The sequence below is a fragment of the Caballeronia sp. SEWSISQ10-4 2 genome, from assembly GCF_030464885.1.
GTDB lineage: Bacteria > Pseudomonadota > Gammaproteobacteria > Burkholderiales > Burkholderiaceae > Caballeronia.
Map to the genome: position 1 here is coordinate 75,288 of NZ_JALPRJ010000018.1, position 19,056 is coordinate 94,343.

Sequence of the window (19,056 nt, forward strand, 5' to 3'; positions counted from 1 at the left end):
AGGGAGCGTGATGTGGACAGCCTAAGCGCGTTCAACGCGTTCATGCGGGTAGCGGAAACTGGAAGCTTTACCGACGCGGGACGCCAGATGAGCTTGTCTCCTTCGGCGGTCACCAAGGCCGTCTCACGTCTGGAAGAGCGGCTTGGCGTCAGACTGTTTCACCGAAATACACGCAGCCTGTCCCTGACGCAGGAGGGGGCACTGTTTCTGGAAAGCTGCCGCCGAATCTTCTCGGAAATCGAGTCGGTTCACGCCGAGCTCGCCACTTCTAAGAAGGCCCCCGTTGGCAAGCTCAAGGTGAGTTTGCCCATGGTAGGAATGCTGATAATGCCGACAATCAGTAACTTTATGTCAGCGTATCCTGATATCGAGCTTGATCTGGGTTTCACCGATCATCTCGTGGACGTCGTCGATGATGGCTACGATGTTGTCGTCCGTACTGGAGAGGCCGCGGACTCCGGACTCATTGCGCGATGGTTGGGGACCTTTCGTCTGCAGGTGGTCGGCTCTCCGGCTTATCTCGAACGGGCCGGCGTGCCGGCCGTTCCCCAGGACCTGACACGCCATGCGTGTTTGCATCACCGATACCCGACGTCGGGTCGTCTTGGGCGCTGGCCGCTGGAAACTGCGCCGGATGCACCGGATCTCGTCCTTCCCATCGCTGCGATATCGACCGCAGTCGAACCGTTAATTACTTTGGCGGAGAAAGGTAACGGGTTGGCCTGTGTTCCCGATTTTGCCATTCGCCAACAAATCACGGACGGGAGGCTGATTGTCGTCTTGGATGAATTCACGAAACATGTTGGTACTTTCCGTGCGGTATGGCCCTCCAATCGCTTCGTCGCTCCAAAGGTTCGCGTCTTTGTCGACTTCCTGGCTGAAAATCTTTTCCCTAAATCCAGCGTGCTGGCCGAGCTTGAGTCGGAACCCAAGGAGGGCTGAAATATCCGCGGAGCTGTCTTTAAGGAGTCGTAGAGCCTTACTGAAGCCGGCTGAAAGAAGTGGACGCCAACATTCCGTGAAACTAAAGAAATGTTGGCATTGATAAACCGAATCCCCAAGGCCGTGTACACAAATGAGTCTCGTAAAGAAGCAGTAAGGCCGGCAATGACCGAGGGCGTCGGCGTGTCCGAAGCTACGCGTCGACTGTCGATTTCTATGAAGACTTTGGCGAACTGGGTGCGTGCCGCAAAAGCCGGCATGCTGGAGAGAGTTGGGCAGTATGGGAAGCCCCTGACAGAGGTCTAGGCGGAGTTGAGCCGGGTCAAGCGAGAATCGACCGGAATGAAGATGGAGCGCGGTTTTTTAAAAATTCGCGACGTACTTCGCGAAAGAGTCGCTGTGGGGTACCGCGTGATTGAACAGATGCTACAACACCATCCATTGCCGCGGATGTGCTGGTTCATAGGTGTGTCCACCAGCGGTTACTCCGCGTGGCTCAAGCGGTTGCTTGCGTGCTCAGCAAGAGCCTGACTCGAAGCGCAGGAACGTACTTCTCACGAGCGTACCCGAAAAACCTTTGGTCCGGAAGGGCTACAGAAGGACTTGGCTGATCGCGGTGTCCAGATCGGTGTTCACCGCATCAAGCGTTCGAGGACAAAGCTCGGCTTTCGCTGCAAGCAAAAAGAGCAAGTGCAAGACGACGACAAATTCGACACACAACCTGCGAATGGCACTGAAGATACTGAACCAAGACTTCAGTGCGAGCGCACCGACCGGGCGTGATGTGATGGCAACTTACCGCCGCCTACGATCGTCACGGTCATCCGTGAAAAACTCCCACTGCTACATTCTGTACCGGTTGAAAACGCCGGTGATCGGCACGAAGAATGGCCATAACGCGCTCCGAGATTTCTTGGAGGCGATTCAGAACGAAATGAAAATCCGAGTGGCGGCGGACCAGGCATTCAATCACACGCTCACCAAAAATCCGCTGCGTGAACGGTGGTAAGTCATCACCCATCCAGCACTTGGGATCTCGCTCGATGCCGATTACTGACTCTATGTCCGAAGTGTTCCAACCATCGCGCACGTTTACATGCCCGGTGCGTAGACCTTACCCTCGTCGTTACTGATATTAACTCCCCGATCGATGGCGATAGGGCACAAGTACGAATGCGTACTATCGTCTTCAGGCGAGGCTGGGAGGACCGTATCAACCACTACCTCATGCAATGACAATCTCGTGATTGCGTGGTGTTTGCATTCGACAGGAGCGCACCTATGAATGATCCGATCCGCCAATTTCTACACTCGGCCCTACGTAGTGCTGGGTTGGGTCTGTTTCTGAGCAGCGGGGTCTTGCTTTCGCAGCCGGCGCACGCCAAAAGCGAAAAAGAGGCTATTCAACAGGTCCTCAGTGGCTACTACGACGCCCTCAGCCGCGATCCGAATGAAGCCGCCTCGTTTTACGGCGAGCCGGTCATAATTGTGCTACCGGCTGAGGTCTTGCCACTGAATAAAAGAGCGGACGTGGAAGCTTTCCTGACCAAGCTTCTGAGCGGGTTCAAACCGCTTGGTTTTTCGTACGCGAAGTTGAGCGATTCGCGCATCAAAATGCTGAGCGAGACGACGGCAATTTATAGCACCGTGGCGATTCGCTATAAAACCGATGGGTCGGAGATGCCACGAGGCGGGTTCACCTATCTCCTGCACAAGGGTCCGTCTGGCTGGAAAATCCACGAGTTGGTTGTCACCGACATGGACAAACTGGTGAGCGCCGATTGAGCGCGGTCCATCGCTGACTTCCCCACGCGCCGCCACGATCAACAGGCCCTATCAATTGTTCACTCTGGCTGTGAGGCCGGCCGGAGTCGCAATCATGCCGCCCCGGCCCGGATGAGGCGATGTGGGTGCGTCTCTGGCGTCCCGTCAAGATGCGGAAAATAACTTGGACAGTGGAGGCCACCTTTCTCCCAGTCTCTTAAACTTACTGATCGTCAGCTCTCAAATTCGCCCGGCCGGAAGCGGTAATCGATTGGACCGTGTTTTTTCACCAGACTCACCGCTGCTGACCATTTCTGCATTGCCGTTACCACCCCGACACAAGGCAAAAGCGGGGGGCACATACCCAGGGTATCGTGGCGGGGCAAAGCGTAACCTATGTTCCGATGTCGGACGCCATGTCGAACAAGCTTGTTGTCGCAGCTCACAGTTTGCTCGGTCGAAGTTGACGATACCTTCGCATACAAGCTCCGGCGAGACTAAATCGCTCCGCCACTTTTGGCCTTCCCGACAACCAGTTCGACCATTAGATCCGCGATTGCTTCGACGTTTCTCAAATCCCCAATGCGGTGATTGATCACGAAGCCGTCGAACGCCATCCAGATCACGTGCGACAACAGATCATCATTTAGAAGATGCTGACGCTCAGCCGGCACATTCTCACGGAGTATGTCGGTAAGGAACCGTTCGACGGAGATCAGAAGGGTATTGGGTTTTCCCATTTTCTCCGGTGCGCTGGCCAGGGCCTCGATCAGCGCATTCGCAAAAGAATGGTCCGCGGCCGGTATGTCATTCCATAAACCAATGAAGATCCGCCGCAAACGCGTCCGGGGCGAACGTGCCTTCGCTGCTGTTTCGCGCAGAGCGTCAAGTTCGCGCCTGAGCCAAGGCTCGTAGATCTCATAGAGTATCAGGAGCTTCGAATCGAAGTACACGTACAGATTTGCGACGGTCGTACTCGCGCTACGTGCGATCTCCGTCATGGTCGTGGTCGTATAGCCCTTGCGGCAGAAAAGGTCAAAGGCGCCTGCGACGATGGCGCTGCGCATTTCGGGTTTTTTTACTTGAGGCACGGTCGTCTTAAATAAACACTGCTCGTTATTAGGGTCTGTCGAGATGATACCGTGTATTTAGGTGAAGACCAAAATTCCAACAATGAAAGTGATTTACCTCTTCCGACGCGCAACTGACGGACTGGGCTGCATCTTTCTCGTTATCCATCTCCAAAAAGGGTTGACACGACAATTCTTTTAAAAAAGAATGATGTTCGTTATTTGAGATGATGTCGGCTACGCGGCTGAAAGCGCGGCACCGGCCCGGCACGATCGAACGGGAGAATCGAAACATGGACGTCAAACGCACTGTTGGAGGCGGGCTCACATCTCGTTATCCAGAGTTGGGAACTGGACCGGTCCCGGTGGAACCCTATATCTCGCCCGTCTATTACGCGCGGGAGAAAGCGCAGATCTTCAAGAAGATGTGGCTGCAGGTAGGGCGTGTGGAAGAGATACCCAACGCGGGCGATTACTTCGTCAAAGACCTCGCCGCCTGCGACACATCGATCATCGTGGTGCGGAACAAGCAAGGTGAAATCCGCGCGATGCATAACGTTTGTTCGCACCGGATGAATCAGATTGCCTATGACCGGTGCGGACACACAAGGAAGTTCTTCTGCAAGTTTCATGGCTGGGCGTACGATCTTGACGGCAAGCTTACAGGCGTGCCTGACGAAGATTGTTTCTTCGATCTCGACAAGGCGGACCATGGTCTGACTCGGGTGGCGTGCGATGTCTGGCAAGGGTTCATTTTCGTCAACATGGATCCGCAGCCCGCGTTGTCACTTGAAGATTTCATGAAACCGATGTTCGGCGGCATCGAAGGTTATCCGTTTGACAAGATGACCGTCGGCTTCGAATGGAGCACCACAGTCGATTGCAACTGGAAGATCGCGCTCGATGCTTTTCAGGAGGCTTATCACGTAGCCTACGTTCATGGACATTCGATAGCGGATGCTATCGACAAGGCGGACGGTGGGAGCATGCCGCCGCTGGATGCTCTTTGCGGAGAGTTTCACCGCTGTCTCTCGCTGGGCGGCAACCAGAAATCCGTCTATGGAAACCCCAAGGCGCTGACGTCGGGCGGCGAGGTCGCCAAAGAGGCGCTCGAGGGCGCTTCGAGCCGGCCAATCGCTGCTGCTGCGCTACGCGCCGGCATGGGCAATACCAAACACGCTTTCCCCCTAGACGCGTTGCCGGCGGGCGTCAACTGGACCCAGGGTGCCAACTGGCTGTTCGACATCAACGTGGTGTTCCCCGACTTTTATCTGTCGCTGCGGCCAAACTACTGTCAGGCCTATAACTTCCGTCCGATTGCGCACAACAAAACCCTGCTCGAAGCGCGTGTCTACTACCCTGAAATGACGGGGGCGGGTGGCCGGTTCTTTCTCGAATACATGAAAGTCGCCTTGCGCGACGTGCTGCTGGAAGACCTGAGTACACTTGAGCGCACGCAACGCGCAGTGGAAACAGGCGCCAAGACACACATGATCTTGCAGGATAACGAAGTACTCGTGCGACACAATTTTCATGTGGTTGACCGTCTCGTCAACGCAAGCAGCACGATCTAGACAGGAGAAAGCCATGCAGGAACATGTGATCAAGGTAACGCTACCGCAGCCGATTCGTTCGGAGATTTTGCTGCCGGAAGCATTCTCAGCGCTGCAAGCATTCGTGCCAATCTGGGCGCTCGCCACCGAAACCGAGCGAAACCAGCAACGACACGCAGTTGGAATGGCAGCCATCTCGGACTTCGGCAATGCGTTGTTGCCGCGCGTGGAAGAAATCGTCGCTTTCTTGAATCAGTATCCGATCGATAACTTGCCGCCAGAAGGAACGGTCCTGATGCAACTGCTGCTCTCGCTTGCGGAAGTTGGGCCGGCCATCGAGTTTTACAAGCAACCCTATGTGATCGATGGCTATGAGCCACGCCGTTTTGTCGCCAACGAGACGTTCGTTATGCGGCCTGCGCTTTGATCGCATCATCTGAAAAGGAATCGATCATGTCCAAGTGCCAGGTTTTTACAGTCGATCAAGCGTTGACGGAAGTCGTGGCGGATGGCCTGTATATGAAGACTTTGCTCGGCAATTCGCTAAGCGTGGCGGTGGTCAAGTTCGTTGAAACGGCCGGGGTTGGGTTGCCGGCGAAAGCGCATAGCCACGGAGAGGAGGTTTCGCTTCAGCTCGCAGGCGGGTGCAGCATCTTCGCGGAAGACGCGACGTTGGCCGATCGCGAAGTGGTCATGAACGCGGGAGACGCGGTCGTCATTCCTGCGGGCCTCAGCCATTTTGGCGTGAACCGCTTCGGCATTGAAGGTCTCAGCATACGGTTGAACGTTGTCAGCCCGCCCCGCCGCGAGTACCAGACAGGTGATAAAAAGCCTTTCTATCCGCTGGCCGATCAGGCCATGAAGGGTGGTGGGGCAAAGCCATGACGTCAGACCTTGCAGGTTTCGATCGCATGACTGCCACCACGGGCGATGGGGCAATGCGCGGGGCGACGCTTAGCGTTTCGACGCATCCGCTTGCGCTCGGCATTTCCTTGTTTTTCGCCGCCGATGAACTGGGGGAGGAAGTGGGCGCCGTACTCGAAGGCGAATTCGATGTGGATGCCGCCGGCGAGCACTACAGGCTGTCTGCTGGACAAGTGATCGTCATTCCGTCGGGAGAGCCGCGCCGGTATGAAGGCCTATCTGCACGAGGTGTCCTCTATCGGGTTGTCGTCAATAAATATGCGGAGCATAGCGAATGACCTTGCCTGCCAATCAGTCGCGAGTCGCTATCGTGGGAGCCGGTCATGCGGGAGGGCGTGTGGCGCAACATCTGCGCGCGCTAGGACATCGTGGCCCCATTGCGTTGATCGGCGATGAGAAGCACGCGCCCTACGAGCGGCCGGCGCTATCCAAGGAGCTGTTGCTGGGCGAAAAGACGGTGGCGGACCTGACGCTGGCCCCCGTCGGATTCTGGAGCGAGACGCACCCGGACCTGCGGATCGACCGGCACTTTGCGCGAGCGCGGCGTGTTCTGACTGACCGAACCGAGTTGATTCTGGACGATGAGAATAGCACCAGGATTTTGTTCGATCAGTTGGTGATCGCTACGGGCGGAACCGCGAGGATTCCCGGCATCGAAGGCGCGGACGATCGACGAATACATACACTTCGCACGATCGATGATTGTCTTGCTTTGCGAGAAGCTCTTGCGCATTGCCGGACCATCGCGATTGTGGGTGGCGGGGTTATCGGCATGGAGGTAGCGGCGGCCGCATCTAAACTTGGAGTGAAGGCGACTGTCTTTGAAGCGGCCGACAGGATCATGAGCCGCGTGTTGCCCCAAGCCGCGAGCGAATGGCTGGCGGGTGTGCACCGCGAAAACGGTGTGACGATTGAGGCTGGCGTTCGCGTGCGGCGCATCGAACACGAAGCGCCCTCATCATGGCGGGTCTATTACGGCGAAGGCGCTGACAGCGTTCAAGCGGACGTGGTGCTGCTGGCGGCCGGCATCCAGTGTGCAGTTGATTTCCTCAATGAGACGTCGATTGCCGGTCCGGACGGGATTCTGGTCGATGCTTTCTGCCGTAGCCCGGTCGCGCCGTGGTGCTATGCAGCTGGTGATGTCGCCGCCACGGCGAATGCTTTCTATGGGCAAACCTTGCGCCAGGAAACATGGCGCAACGCGGAGAATCAGGCGCGGGCGGTGGCTGAATTTATCAGCGGTCGTACTGAACCGTTTAACGAGTTGCCATGGATGTGGACAGATCAATATGGCTTCAACATCCAGGTCGTCGGGCACCCCGGCGTCGACGACTGCACCGTCACTCGCGGAGTTTTAGGCGCTGGCCCCACAACGCTCGTATCGATTCGGGAAGGCCGCATAAGCGGTGCAGTGATGATCAATCAAGGGCGCGAAAGACGCGTGCTTGAACGCTTGATCGGCGAGCGGGTAACAGTGAACGCGCGGCGAATGGCGGATACGTCGATCGCACTCAAGGAGATAGCGTGATGGACTACTCAGTTTATCTCGCGGCACGCGTTGCGCGACTGGAGGCGCTGGAAGCGATCCGTAGCTTGAAAGCTCGATACGCTGCGCTGGCAGATCAAAAATATATGTCGACCTATCAGCGCCAACCTGACGAAGTCATGATCCGCATCGCAAGACAGCAAGCAGAATGCTTTACCGTAGACGCGGTCTGGGCCGGAGGGGCGGGATTCGGAGATGACCTTGTCGGTAGGGACGCGCTCGAGAACTGGTTCCGAAAGTCTCCTTGGCGTTATGCGGAGCATTTCTATACCGGGGAGCACATCACCATGGTCGATGAACGAAAGGCTGGAGCGACCTGGCGCCTGTGGCAACTCGCACTGCGCGACGACGATGCCCATGCTGTCCTGCTCGCAGCGACTACGACCGAGACCTATGAGCGGGACTACGACGGCGTTTGGCGCATCAGCACGATGCGTTTCGACCAATTAGACATGCTGGAATGCGGAAGTGGACCGCTGCCTCTCGCGGCCACTCTGGTCGGCCTCGATGCGATCCGGGCCGCTAACTTAAACAGGGAGTGTAGATGAAGCAGGTGTTATCGAAAGTCACGATGGCATGTATCGCCGATGTCCAAGAGGCAAATGCCGATGCGGGCCCGATGTGGCACGCGTGTCCTGCTTTCGCCGTCGCCGAGAACGCGTGTCGCGTGGTGAGCAACGAATGGGTCAACCGGGAATACAAGCATCTTGTGCTCGATGCGCCTGCGACCGCTTTGAACGCGCGTCCGGGCCAATTCTTTCATCTCGCATGCGAGGCGATCGAAGACGAGACGGCATTCTTGCGTCGACCGATGAGCCTGTATCGGGTATCTAGAACTGCGGGGCATATCGAATTTTTGTACAAGGTCCAGGGAGCAGGCACGCGTGGACTCGCGCGACTGGAAGCCAACGGGATGCTCGATGCACTGGGTCCCGTCGGGCGAGGCTTTACGCTGCCAGAAAACGCGCGTCACGTCCTTCTACTTGCGCGAGGAGTAGGCCTCGCCACGCTTGCTCCGCTTGCGGAATATGCCGCTGCGGGCGGCGCCAAGGTGACCGCGGTGCTCAGCGCCCGCTCGCGAAACGTCGTCATGTCGGCCGACTACTTGCGTGAAGTGGGCGCCGAGGTCCAGATTGTCACCGACGAGGAGCAGACCAGTGACGTTGTCAGCGTTGAGCGATTGCTGCGCGGTTGTCATGCGGCGAGTCCGTTCGATCTCGTCACCACCTGTGGCTCGAACCGCCTGCTTACCTTGCTTCAGCGGCTGGCGGCGGAGCTTGAAATCGCGGGTCAGATCGCGCTGGAGCAGCACATGGGATGCGCGCTTGGTGCTTGCTACGCATGCGTGCGGCCGTTTCGGAAACAGGCGGGTTCTGATCAGCTGACATACCGGCGAGTGTGCTGGGAAGGCCCTGTTTTTGATTTGCAGGAGACCGTCTCATGGTAGACCTCAGTGTCAAGATCGGCAGCGTATCGCTTGCCAATCCGGTTATGCCGGGCTCAGGAACCTTTAGCGAAGGGCTTGCTCAGGTTTTCGACCTTAATAGACTCGGCGCGATCGTCACGAAGACCATTACGGAGGATGTTCGCGAAGGCAATCCGCCACCACGTGTGGCTGAGTTCCGGGACGCGACCCTGTTTTCTATCGGCATCCCCAGTAAGGGTAGCGATTACTTCTTGCAGAAAACCGTGCCGTTCTACCGGGAGTACACGCCCCCTTTGATCGCCAGCATCTCAGCCAATAGCGTCGAAGAATTCGGGATGCTTGCCGAGAAGATTGCCATTGCGGGAATCTCGGCGATCGAGGCAAACGTGTCCTGTCCGAATCTGAAGAAGGACGGTCAGGCTTTTGGAATGGACGCTCAAGCGACTTATCAGGTCGTTCGCGCCATGATTGAGAGAAGCGGTTTGCCCGTCTGGGCCAAGATGACACCCAACGCGGGAAATGTGGTGCAAATAGCCCAAGCCGCGGAAGCGGCGGGCGCAGAAGCGATCGTTATGGGCAACGCAATGCTTGCCATGGCTATCGATACGGAAACCTTCATGCCTCGCGTCGCCAACCTGATGGGTGGGCTGACCGGTCGCGCGACGAAACCGATTTTGATTCGTATGGCTTATCAATGTGCGCAAGGCGTGAGCATCCCCGTTATCGGCTGCGGGGGTATTGCAACGGCGTCGGACGCGATCGAGTATTTGCTTGCGGGATGTACCGCTGTTCAGGTTGGAACCGAAAACTTTCTTCACCCGGGCGTGATGCCGCGGATGATCGACGAAATCGACGGTTTTTGCGTGCGTCGCGGCATCTCACGGGTGCGCGACCTCATTGGTGCGATGCAATCGCACGAACCGGTTTCAATGGAGTGGAGGGCGTCGCTATGAGCACTGCGCTTCAGGACGGGTTATCGGGTCGATTGAACGAGGAATGGCATCGCGTAGGGGAGCTTGCGGTCATGTTCTCCGCAGGAAGTTGCTATGGGGTCGATATAGAAGGACGTCGATTAGGCTTCTTCCTGGTTCAAGGCGCCGTATACGCAATCGACGACATTTGTACGCACGGGAACGCAAGATTGAGCGACGGCGGACTGGAAGCGTTCGAGATCGAGTGTCCGCTACACGCGGGAGTCTTCGATATTCGCAACGGGCGCGCGCTATGTGCGCCGCTGACCCGCGACGTGACGGCTCATCATGTGCGAATTGAAGATGATCAGGTATATGTGAGAATCGAGGGGAAACTGTGAGTGGATTTCACGTCTCCAAGCGTCCACGGGTGGCCGTGATTGGTACGGGCGGCACGTTTGCCATGCACGCGCGTCATTCGTTCGACTGGATCGAGTATTCGGAAAGCGGTGTCGTGCATCCCATTGGCGACCTGATGGAGCGTATGGAGCGGCTCGCGCCGGACATCGACACGGTGCCGGTGTCGTTCAGAACGCTCGGTAGTACCTCCATTACACCAACGGACTGGCTGGAGCTTGCGCGTTTGATCGAATCGACTGCTGCTCGCGCAGACATCGATGCCTTTGTCATCACCCACGGAACGGCGACGCTTGAGGAAACCGCCTGGTTTCTGGACCTGGCTGTTTCTCCCGATATTCCTGTCGTCATGACGGGCGCGCAGAGACCGTTTAACACGGAGGGTAGCGACGCCGCGGCGAATCTGCGCGCCGCGCTCGCGGTGTCGGTATCGGAAGGGGCCCGCGGGCTCGGCACGCTCGTTGTGATGGACAGCCTCGTCTTCAGCGCCCGCGACGTGACCAAGGCGGCCAGCTTCGAATTGGGCGCGTTTGAAGCGCCCGGAGCAGGTCCGCTAGCCCGGGTCGAGGCCGACGCCCGTGTCGATTGGCCAGCGCGCCCTTGCGGAAAAAATACCGGACAGGCTGACAAGCCCAGAGGCGCTCGTTTTCCCATTGGCGACGTAGCGGCATTACCACGAGTCGATATTGTCTTGTCGTATGCCGGCGCGGATGGCGCGGCGATAGGCGCGTTCGTCGCCGCCGGAGCCAAGGCGATTGTGAGCGCGGGGCTTGCTCCCGGACGACCGGCGGCCGGTGAGATTGCCGCGTTTGCGGCGGCACGAGCGAGCGGCGTCGTGATCGCGCAGGCGACGCGGGCTGCGCGCGGCTGCGTGCCCGTGCAGGAATTTCTCACGCGCGATGGCATCTTGGCTGGCGGCACCCTGAGTCCGCAGAAATTGCGCATTTTGCTGATGCTTGCGATGACCACAACCCCGGGGCCGGAACAATTGCAACGCATCATTCTCGACACCTGACGCACCGTCATTCGCAATGGATATTGGCGATTCAGAATGATGCGTGCGGCGTGCGGCGTGCGGCGTGAGCAAACATCGAATCAAGGAACAGCATGGAACTTGTCGGCGAGCAAATCATCAATGCAGCGCGGCCGCGCGTTTGGGCGGCGATCAATGACCCGGAGATCCTCTCGCGATGTATTCCCGGCTGCGAGGAAGTCTCGCAGGTGTCGCCCACGGAAAGCAACGCCCGCGTGATGCTGAAGGTCGGACCGGTCAGGGCGCGTTTCAGCGGACGCATTCTGATGTCGGATATCGTCGCGCCGTCGGAATGTCGCATCAGCTTCGAGGGCGCGGGAGGCGCGGCTGGTTTCGCCAAGGGGCAGTCTGAAGTCACGTTGATCGACGAGGGGCCGCGAACGCGTTTGCGCTACACGGTGTCGGCGTCAGTGGGTGGAAAGCTGGGCCAGATCGGCGGTCGATTGATCGATGCATCGGCCAGAAAAGTCGCCGATGAATTCTTCACCGCGCTTGACAGCGCACTCGACGATCGCGAGGTTGCGGCCGAGGGTGCAAGAGTCGCGCCGCTCCACCCGGATAGAGAAGACGCCGCGCAAGCACCCTTGTTCGTGCCGCGCACCTCTGCCTCGCCGCCGGTTGGTCAGGGCGCGAGCTTCTCGAATGGCATTGCCGGGGAGATGTCCCGTGCGTTCTGGTTTTGCCTCGGCGTCGCGGTCACGTTGCTTGTCACGCACCTTTCCCGTTAAGGGCCGCCATGAAGGCACCTGCTTTCGACTACGCTCGCCCCACAACATTCGACGAGGCATTCGCGCTGCTTGCGCGTCACGGTGACGATGCCCGCATCATCGCAGGTGGCCAGACGCTGCTTGCCACGCTCAACATGCGGCTATCGGAACCCCGGGTTTTGGTCGATCTGAAGGATATTCGCGGGTTGCGCGGCATCTCGTTACAGCGCGGCCATGTGCGGATTGGAGCGTTGACGCGCCATAGCGAGATCGAAGATTCCGCGCTTGTCGCGCGCCATGTCCCGCTTCTCGCGCGTGCGGCTCCCCATGTCGCGCACCGCGCCATCCGCAATCGCGGCACGCTGGGCGGTTCGCTAGCCTACGCGGACCCCGCTGCGGAATGGCCAGCGTGCGCACTTGCACTCGATGCCACGATCCTTCTTAAGGGTGCTGGTGGCGAACGTCGCGTGAAGGCTTCCGACTTCTTTCTTGATCTATACACGACCGCCCTGCGTCCTGGAGAGGTCCTGACTGCGTGCGAATTTCCGCTGTCTTCGTCCACGGTCCGCGTGCATTTCAACGAACTGGTTCGACGCCATGGCGATTACGCAATCGTTGGTGTAGCCGCTCGCGTCGACATTGCGGAAGGCGTCATCCGGCACCCAAGACTGGCGTTCATGGGGACCGGTACCGTACCCATGCTTGCGACAGCAACGGCGGCATCGCTGGAGGGGGCGTCGCTGAATGATTTGAATGAAGCGCTTGGGCAGGCGACGCAGCGACTCCGTGAGGAACTGCAGCCGATAGCCGACCTTTACAACACAGCGCCAACCAAACAGCATCTTGCGTGCGTCCTGTTGCGTCGCGCCGTCACCGATCTGTGCCGGTCCGCCGAAGGAGTCTGTCATGAATGAAACTGCCATGAATCAAACTGCCCCAAGCACGGACACAAGCACGGACACGCGATGGGTGACGATCACGGTCAATGGCACTGAACAACGCAAGCAGGTCGTGCCGCGCACGCATCTGATCGATTTTCTGCGCGATGGCCTCGGGATGCGCACCGCGCGAGTCGGTTGCGAACACGGTGTCTGTGGCGCCTGCACGGTGCGGCTCGATGGCGATATCGTGCGTGGCTGTCTCGTTCTGGCGGTCCAGGCCGATGGGAGCGAGGTGGAAACCATCGACGCTGCGAGCGACCGGGGTGACCTGAGCGAATTGCAGCAGGCGTTTCACGCTCACAACGCGCTGCAATGCGGCTTCTGCACCTCGGGCATGTTATTTACCGCATCTGCTCTTCTGGAAGAACAGCCCGACGCGACCCGTGCGCAGGTCCGCGAGTACATGTCCGGCAACTATTGCCGCTGTACGGGTTATCACGCGATTGTCGATGCGATCTGCGAGGTGCTGGAGGCACGGCGCGCGGCTGCGTCTTCGTTGGCGACCCCTATCGAGGAGACTGTCAATGGACCGACCTGACATTGCGCTCAAGCCCGCTGGCGGTCACGTCGATGGCACCGAGCAGCGCTATATCGGCGCCCCGGTCACGCGACCTACTGCACGGCGTCTGTTGCAGGGACGCGGTACGTACCTCGACGACGTCGTGGTGCCGCGCCTCGCGCACGCAGTGTATCTGCGTAGTCCGATGGCCCACGCCAGGATCGGCGCTATCGACGCGGAGGCTGCCCGTCGCATGCCGGGCGTGCTGGCGATTATCGACGGCCGGCAGGTCGCCGAACTGTGTACTCCCTGGGTGGGAACGTTGAAGACGCTGGTCGGCATGAAGTCATCTCCGCAATATCCCCTCGCCCTCGATGTCGTGCGCTGGCAAGGGGAGCCAGTGCTCGCGGTAGTGGCTGAGAGCCGTCAGGAAGCGGAAGATGCGCTGCAGGCGATCGTGGTCGACTGGCAAGAGCTTCGGCCCGTCACGAACATGGAAACGGCGCTCGATCCCGAAACCCCCGTCATCCACTCCGAGCTGGGCGACAATCTCTGCTTTACGCGCACGATCGATAACGGCGCGGTGGACGATGCTTTCGCGCAAGCGGTCGTTACTGTCGAACAAACGTTCCGTTTCGGTCGGCACACTGGCGTGCCGCTGGAAACGCGAGCCATCCTCGCTGACTATGACCCGGCGGATCATCGGCTGACGGTTTATCAGTCTCACCAGGCGCCGCACAATCTACAGGATCTTTACGCCCACCATTTCGGCTTCGCAGAAAACGCCGTGAGAGTCATCTGCAAGGATGTAGGCGGATCATTCGGCATCAAGCTGCATACCTATCCCGACGACTTCGCCACGGTCGCGCTCTCTATTTTGCTCAAGCGGCCAGTGAAGTACGTCGCGGATCGACTTGAGTCGTTCGTGAGCGACATTCATGCACGCGAGCATGTTGTCAAGGGTCGCATTGCCATGTCCGAGGCGGGAAAGATTCTTGCGTTCGATATCGACGACCTGACCGGTATTGGGCCGTTCTCTGTCTACCCGCGTACGAGTGTGACCGAAGGGAATCAAGTCATTACCGTGATTGGCGGACCGTACACGCACGAATCGTATCGCGCGCGTTTGCGGGTTGTGTTCCAGAACAAGGTGCCCACGAGTCAGTACCGTGGCGTTGGTTTGCCCGTGGCCTGTGCGGTGACCGAAGGTTTGATAGACGAGGGCGCGCGGCGCCTCGGAATAGACCCACTCGAGATTCGCCGGCGCAATGTCGTGCCCGACGACGCTTATCCGTTCGTCGGCGCGGCGGGTATTCGCATGGAAGGTCTGTCGCATCAACAATGCATTGCGAAACTCGAAAAGCTGATGGACTACGCGGGACTGCGCGAAGAGCAGACGGCGTTGCGCAGCCAGGGAATTTGTCGCGGCATCGGGCTTGCCGTATTGATCGAAATGACCAATCCGGGCGCGATTTTCTACGGCACGGGCGGCGCGCGTATTTCAGGTCAGGACGGCGCGACTGTAAGGCTTGATTCGAGCGGATCGCTCACCTGTATGGTCGGTGTCGGGGAGCAAGGGCAGGGCACAGAAACGATCTTCGCCCAGATCCTGGCGGATGCGGTGGGCGCCCCGATGGACAGCGTGCGCATTATCACTGGAGATACCGCGGTCACACCATATGGCGCCGGGACGTGGGCGTCGCGGGGCGCGGGTATTGGCGGGGAAGCCGTATTGCAGGCGGGACTAGCGCTGCGCGGCAACATCCGGAGGTTCGCGGCGCAGATACTTGATCGCGAGGTCGCATCGCTCGACATCAGTGATGGCTCGATCATCGACAAAGAGAGTCACGAAGTGCTTAGCACTCTGGCGGCACTTGCGCACATTGCTTATTTCAGACCCGACACCTTGCCGCTTGGCGCGCTGCCAGACCTCATGGTCACCCGCCAGTATTCGCAAAACGGCCAGCCGTTTCTGTTTACAAACGGCGTGCAGGCGTCGTACGTGGAAGTTGATGTGGAGACGGGTACGGTAACGCTGCTCAAACACTGGGCGGTGGGAGACTGCGGCCGGGTTCTCAACCCCATGCTCGTCGACGAACAGATGCGCGGCGGCATTGTCCAGGGTATTGGCGGCGCATTGTTCGAAGAGTGCCTGTACGACGACAGCGGCTTACTAAGAAACGGCAGCATGGCGGATTATCTCGTACCGATGGCGGCCGAGTTGCCGGACATTGTTATCGCGCATGTGGAGACACCTACGCAGACCTCGACACTTGGAGCCAAGGGCACCGGCGAAGCCGGGACCGCCGGGGCGCCGGCGGCTATCATGAATGCAATCAACGACGCGTTGTCGCCCCTGGGAAAGAGCGTGACTTCGCACCCGATCACGCCCGAAAAAATACTTCGCGCAATGGGCGTCGTCTAGGTTACCAAGACGCGGATAAGCGAGCGTGAAGTGTGGATCATCGGCGCGATGCCGAGGCCGGAACTCGTCCGGTTGCTTCGCTACGATCCGAAAATATTTCCGAGTGGAGCTCCTTGATTCGCACACTTTCGACAAATTTTCCGTTTAGCGCTTGACACGAAAATTTGTCGAAACAAGAATGTCATTCATTATTCGACGATTCGCAGATGTTCGTCAACCGCACAAGCTCAGGGACGCCTGAGCGTTAGCGATCGATAAAAATGTAACAAGTAATTAGGTATCCGAATTATTTAAATTCCTCTAGGAAACCGAGACATGACTCAAATCAAATCCACGGTATTTGGTGTCGCGCTTGCGGCCGCGACGGCGCCCATGTTTGCTTTGGCCCAGTCGAGCGTGACGCTTTATGGCGCGATAGACAACGGCATCACATATATATCCAATGCAGGAGGCAAGTCGCAGATCAAAATGGACGACAGCACTTTACTCGGCGACCGCTGGGGACTGAAGGGAAAGGAAGATCTTGGCGGTGGTCTGGCGGCGATCTTCCAGTTGGAAAACGGCTTTTCCGTCAATAACGGGGCAACCTACGGTACGCAGTTTGGCCGCCAGGCGTACGTCGGTCTTGATAGCCACTGGGGCAAACTGACCATGGGGCGTCAGTATGACTTTTCGCGTGACTACATGTCGCCGTACGGCACCGACGGATGGTGGTTGTCCGGCTATGGCGTCCATCAGGGCGATCTCGACCGCGAAGTTTTCGGCCGGTTCAGCAACTCGGTGAAGTACGAAAGCCCAGACCTGAAGGGCTTCAAGTTCGGCGGGATGTATTCGTTCAGCAATACAGCGGGTGACTTCCACGACGGTAGCGGCTGGAGCGTCGGCGGCAAGTACGGAAATGGGCCATTCAGTGCCGCGGTGACGTACACGTATCTTGCCAAGACGACCATAGACCCCTACGCGCTCCTTGGCGTGCATACGCTCATGGGACAGAGCACCGTCACGATCGCGAACGGGCAGGCCACGGATCCGTATGGTGACGATTCTTTCGGCCTGACATCGCTCGGAACACTGGGGGTTGGAGCGCAGTACAAGTTTGGTCCGGTTTCGGTGATCGGCAATTTCACCGATACACGGCTCAAGGGCATCGGGGCAACCGAGGGGGCTTCGGCTTCGCTGCTCGTTTATGAACTAGGCAGCCTATGGCAAATCACGCCATCATGGATGGTGGGCGCAAGCTATCAACATAGCAAACTTGAATCAAACGCCTGGAACGAGGTTGCGGTTGCAATCGATTACACCTTGTCCAAGCGCACCTTTGTCTACCTAACGGGCGATTACCTTCGCGCCTCTGCGAACGTGGACCCGGTGATTGGCGCGAGTTTCACGCCGTCGCGCAGTAATACCCAGGCGCTCGCGAGGCTCGCGCTTGTCCATGAATTTTAATCGCGTCCGTCGAATCTCTCCGGCTCGCAGCGAGCCCGGCAAATCCCCGGCAATCGATCATCGACACTTTGAAGGTGTAACGTGACTACCCTCATACCGCAAGAAGCGCACGTGCCCGCCAGAACGACCTATCTTGTCCTATTCCTTTGCTGGCTGGCGATATTATCCGAAGGTTATGACCTTGGCGTCATGGGAACGATCATTCCCGCGCTACTGAAAGACCCGGTATGGCATCTTTCGCCACTTGCAATTGGAACGATGGGCAGCGCAGCATTGCTCGGGACACTGTTCGGCGCTTATTTTTTTGGCATGCTAAGTGACTTGATGGGACGCAAACGCGTGATGATTGCTTGCGTCATCGTTTTCTCCCTTTCTATGCTTGCCGCAGCGGGGGCGCCCACACCGTCGATCTTCTCGGTCATTCGTTTGATCGGTGGGCTAGGATTGGGCGGCGTGATTTCTGCGGCGGCGACGTTGACGGTGGAATATTCACCCGCAAAGAGCAAGAACATCAACTTCGCGTTGATGTATTCGGGTTATTCGCTTGGCGCGCTCGTTTCCGCGCTGGTCGGGATTGCATTCATGCAGGCATACGGCTGGCGGACAATCGTTGCGGTTGGCTTTTTGCCGATCGTATTTGTTCCGTTCATGATGCTCTGGCTTCCAGAATCCCTGGATTTTCTGGTGGCGAAAAGGCGTATGGAGGAAGCAGGTGCGTTGGCGAACCGTCTTGGCGTGTCGTTGGAATGGGCGGTGAACAATCGGCGTATGGTTGATCACAAAGTGGGTGCACGGGATGTAGTCATCGCACTATTCAATCGCAAGATGGCTAGCACCACCGTGCTTGTGTGGATCACCGAATTCATGGCGATCCTCGTGATCTACGGCTTGGGGATATGGCTTCCGCAGATCATGCGGAAATCGGGCTATGACCTGGGCTCAAGTTTGTTGTTTCTGATCGTGTTCAGTCTAGCTTCGGCGATCGGCGGCCTTTTCTTAGGCAGGATATCGGACCGCTTTGGTGCACAAAAAACGATAGGTGTGTGGTTTCTTGTCGGTGCGCTTGCAATTGCAGGTTTGTCGATGAAGAACTCCCTTGTGGTGAACTATGTACTGGTAGCGCTAGCCGGGTTCGGTACCGTCTCCGCGGGCTTGATCTTCTTGGGCTTCATTCCGTCCCTCTATCCGCTGCACGCCAGTACAACGGCGACTGGGTGGGCCGTCGGATTCGGCCGCTTAGGCGCGATGGCGGGGCCGCTAGTCGGAGGCTTGGTGGCAAGTCTTGATATCGGCGTGTTCTGGACCTTCATGATTTTTGCGAGCGCGGCACTGCTCGCGTCCATCTGCATCCTCGCGATTCCTGACAAGGCTCCAAGGATGACGACCGGGAGTGCCGGAGGCGATGCCCCTTCAGCGCGTAAGGTAGCCAACTGAGTGCGTCACGGCAGCGAT

Annotated in this window: 20 protein-coding genes and 1 pseudogene; 20 read left to right on the forward strand and 1 reads right to left on the reverse strand. The window is 58.2% G+C overall.

The annotated features are described in order from the left end of the window. Positions 1-12: 12 nt before the first annotated feature. The 4 genes and pseudogenes from M0D69_RS14585 (at position 13) to M0D69_RS14600 (ending at position 2,727) form a co-directional block, all read left to right on the forward strand. Positions 13-942 (forward strand): LysR family transcriptional regulator, encoded by a 930-nt coding sequence (locus tag M0D69_RS14585; protein ID WP_301782684.1) that lies wholly within the window; start codon positions 13-15, stop codon positions 940-942. Positions 943-1,044: 102 nt separating this feature from the next. Further along, positions 1,045-1,714 (forward strand): annotated as a pseudogene (locus tag M0D69_RS14590) (transposase); the annotation flags it as partial. Between the two features lie 15 nt (positions 1,715-1,729). Further along, complete coding sequence (locus M0D69_RS14595; RefSeq protein ID WP_301782727.1) at positions 1,730-1,951, forward strand: replication initiation protein; 222 nt, start codon at positions 1,730-1,732, stop codon at positions 1,949-1,951. Between the two features lie 272 nt (positions 1,952-2,223). Further along, a complete protein-coding gene (locus tag M0D69_RS14600; RefSeq protein ID WP_301782685.1) occupies positions 2,224-2,727 on the forward strand; it encodes a hypothetical protein in 504 nt (167 codons plus the stop codon). Positions 2,728-3,203: 476 nt separating this feature from the next. On the opposite strand, the gene M0D69_RS14605 is transcribed toward M0D69_RS14600, so the two are convergent. Further along, positions 3,204-3,773 (reverse strand): TetR/AcrR family transcriptional regulator, encoded by a 570-nt coding sequence (locus M0D69_RS14605; protein WP_301782686.1) that lies wholly within the window; start codon positions 3,771-3,773, stop codon positions 3,204-3,206. 296 nt (positions 3,774-4,069) lie between these two features. Between M0D69_RS14605 and M0D69_RS14610 the strand changes: the two genes are divergently transcribed. The 16 genes from M0D69_RS14610 to M0D69_RS14685 all read left to right on the forward strand — a co-directional run bounded on the left by M0D69_RS14610 (position 4,070) and on the right by M0D69_RS14685 (position 19,038). Next, positions 4,070-5,350: an aromatic ring-hydroxylating dioxygenase subunit alpha gene (locus M0D69_RS14610; protein WP_301782687.1), complete on the forward strand. Its 1,281-nt coding sequence runs from the start codon at positions 4,070-4,072 to the stop codon at positions 5,348-5,350. Positions 5,351-5,363: 13 nt separating this feature from the next. Beyond that, on the forward strand, positions 5,364-5,756 hold the full coding sequence (locus tag M0D69_RS14615; RefSeq protein ID WP_301782688.1) for a hypothetical protein: 393 nt from the start codon (positions 5,364-5,366) through the stop codon (positions 5,754-5,756). A 26-nt stretch (positions 5,757-5,782) separates the two neighbouring features. Beyond that, the gene (locus tag M0D69_RS14620; RefSeq protein WP_301782689.1) at positions 5,783-6,214 is read left to right on the forward strand and encodes a cupin; all 432 of its coding nucleotides are present in this window, start codon (positions 5,783-5,785) and stop codon (positions 6,212-6,214) included. Next, on the forward strand, positions 6,211-6,531 hold the full coding sequence (locus M0D69_RS14625; protein ID WP_301782690.1) for a cupin domain-containing protein: 321 nt from the start codon (positions 6,211-6,213) through the stop codon (positions 6,529-6,531). The genes M0D69_RS14620 and M0D69_RS14625 overlap by 4 nt, the downstream gene beginning before the upstream one ends. After that, on the forward strand, positions 6,528-7,781 hold the full coding sequence (locus M0D69_RS14630; protein ID WP_301782691.1) for an NAD(P)/FAD-dependent oxidoreductase: 1,254 nt from the start codon (positions 6,528-6,530) through the stop codon (positions 7,779-7,781). The genes M0D69_RS14625 and M0D69_RS14630 overlap by 4 nt, the downstream gene beginning before the upstream one ends. Next, positions 7,781-8,347 carry a nuclear transport factor 2 family protein gene (locus M0D69_RS14635; protein ID WP_301782692.1) on the forward strand — a complete coding sequence of 189 codons (567 nt, stop codon included), beginning with the start codon at positions 7,781-7,783 and terminating at the stop codon, positions 8,345-8,347. The genes M0D69_RS14630 and M0D69_RS14635 overlap by 1 nt, the downstream gene beginning before the upstream one ends. Beyond that, positions 8,344-9,246, forward strand: coding sequence for a dihydroorotate dehydrogenase electron transfer subunit (locus M0D69_RS14640; RefSeq protein ID WP_301782693.1), 903 nt, complete (start codon positions 8,344-8,346; stop codon positions 9,244-9,246). The genes M0D69_RS14635 and M0D69_RS14640 overlap by 4 nt, the downstream gene beginning before the upstream one ends. Further along, a complete protein-coding gene (locus M0D69_RS14645) occupies positions 9,240-10,178 on the forward strand; it encodes a dihydroorotate dehydrogenase (protein WP_301782694.1) in 939 nt (312 codons plus the stop codon). Before M0D69_RS14640 ends, M0D69_RS14645 begins: the two co-directional genes overlap by 7 nt. Further along, on the forward strand, positions 10,175-10,537 hold the full coding sequence (locus M0D69_RS14650; RefSeq protein ID WP_301782695.1) for a non-heme iron oxygenase ferredoxin subunit: 363 nt from the start codon (positions 10,175-10,177) through the stop codon (positions 10,535-10,537). The genes M0D69_RS14645 and M0D69_RS14650 overlap by 4 nt, the downstream gene beginning before the upstream one ends. Continuing rightward, positions 10,534-11,568, forward strand: coding sequence for an asparaginase (locus M0D69_RS14655; RefSeq protein WP_301782696.1), 1,035 nt, complete (start codon positions 10,534-10,536; stop codon positions 11,566-11,568). The genes M0D69_RS14650 and M0D69_RS14655 overlap by 4 nt, the downstream gene beginning before the upstream one ends. A gap of 92 nt (positions 11,569-11,660) precedes the next feature. After that, complete coding sequence (locus tag M0D69_RS14660) at positions 11,661-12,314, forward strand: CoxG family protein (RefSeq protein ID WP_301782697.1); 654 nt, start codon at positions 11,661-11,663, stop codon at positions 12,312-12,314. A gap of 8 nt (positions 12,315-12,322) precedes the next feature. Next, entirely contained in the window at positions 12,323-13,207 is an 885-nt protein-coding gene (locus tag M0D69_RS14665; protein ID WP_301782698.1) for a xanthine dehydrogenase family protein subunit M, read from the forward strand. A gap of 7 nt (positions 13,208-13,214) precedes the next feature. After that, on the forward strand, positions 13,215-13,772 hold the full coding sequence (locus M0D69_RS14670) for a (2Fe-2S)-binding protein (RefSeq protein ID WP_301782728.1): 558 nt from the start codon (positions 13,215-13,217) through the stop codon (positions 13,770-13,772). Then, complete coding sequence (locus M0D69_RS14675; RefSeq protein ID WP_301782699.1) at positions 13,759-16,158, forward strand: xanthine dehydrogenase family protein molybdopterin-binding subunit; 2,400 nt, start codon at positions 13,759-13,761, stop codon at positions 16,156-16,158. Before M0D69_RS14670 ends, M0D69_RS14675 begins: the two co-directional genes overlap by 14 nt. A gap of 315 nt (positions 16,159-16,473) precedes the next feature. Beyond that, positions 16,474-17,604, forward strand: coding sequence for a porin (locus M0D69_RS14680; RefSeq protein ID WP_301782700.1), 1,131 nt, complete (start codon positions 16,474-16,476; stop codon positions 17,602-17,604). A 111-nt stretch (positions 17,605-17,715) separates the two neighbouring features. Continuing rightward, positions 17,716-19,038, forward strand: coding sequence for an MFS transporter (locus M0D69_RS14685; RefSeq protein ID WP_301782701.1), 1,323 nt, complete (start codon positions 17,716-17,718; stop codon positions 19,036-19,038). The last annotated feature ends 18 nt before the right edge of the window (positions 19,039-19,056 follow it).

Bases quoted from the DNA above. Each gene is read 5' to 3' on its own strand.
- M0D69_RS14595 (WP_301782727.1), top strand. From the start codon at position 1,730: ATGGCAACTTACCGCCGCCTACGATCGTCACGGTCATCCGTGAAAAAC.
- M0D69_RS14600 (WP_301782685.1), top strand. From the start codon at position 2,224: ATGAATGATCCGATCCGCCAATTTCTACACTCGGCCCTACGTAGTGCT.
- M0D69_RS14605 (WP_301782686.1), bottom strand. From the start codon at position 3,773: ATGCGCAGCGCCATCGTCGCAGGCGCCTTTGACCTTTTCTGCCGCAAG.
- M0D69_RS14610 (WP_301782687.1), top strand. From the start codon at position 4,070: ATGGACGTCAAACGCACTGTTGGAGGCGGGCTCACATCTCGTTATCCA.
- M0D69_RS14615 (WP_301782688.1), top strand. From the start codon at position 5,364: ATGCAGGAACATGTGATCAAGGTAACGCTACCGCAGCCGATTCGTTCG.
- M0D69_RS14620 (WP_301782689.1), top strand. From the start codon at position 5,783: ATGTCCAAGTGCCAGGTTTTTACAGTCGATCAAGCGTTGACGGAAGTC.
- M0D69_RS14625 (WP_301782690.1), top strand. From the start codon at position 6,211: ATGACGTCAGACCTTGCAGGTTTCGATCGCATGACTGCCACCACGGGC.
- M0D69_RS14630 (WP_301782691.1), top strand. From the start codon at position 6,528: ATGACCTTGCCTGCCAATCAGTCGCGAGTCGCTATCGTGGGAGCCGGT.
- M0D69_RS14635 (WP_301782692.1), top strand. From the start codon at position 7,781: ATGGACTACTCAGTTTATCTCGCGGCACGCGTTGCGCGACTGGAGGCG.
- M0D69_RS14640 (WP_301782693.1), top strand. From the start codon at position 8,344: ATGAAGCAGGTGTTATCGAAAGTCACGATGGCATGTATCGCCGATGTC.
- M0D69_RS14645 (WP_301782694.1), top strand. From the start codon at position 9,240: ATGGTAGACCTCAGTGTCAAGATCGGCAGCGTATCGCTTGCCAATCCG.
- M0D69_RS14650 (WP_301782695.1), top strand. From the start codon at position 10,175: ATGAGCACTGCGCTTCAGGACGGGTTATCGGGTCGATTGAACGAGGAA.
- M0D69_RS14660 (WP_301782697.1), top strand. From the start codon at position 11,661: ATGGAACTTGTCGGCGAGCAAATCATCAATGCAGCGCGGCCGCGCGTT.
- M0D69_RS14665 (WP_301782698.1), top strand. From the start codon at position 12,323: ATGAAGGCACCTGCTTTCGACTACGCTCGCCCCACAACATTCGACGAG.
- M0D69_RS14670 (WP_301782728.1), top strand. From the start codon at position 13,215: ATGAATCAAACTGCCCCAAGCACGGACACAAGCACGGACACGCGATGG.
- M0D69_RS14675 (WP_301782699.1), top strand. From the start codon at position 13,759: ATGGACCGACCTGACATTGCGCTCAAGCCCGCTGGCGGTCACGTCGAT.
- M0D69_RS14680 (WP_301782700.1), top strand. From the start codon at position 16,474: ATGACTCAAATCAAATCCACGGTATTTGGTGTCGCGCTTGCGGCCGCG.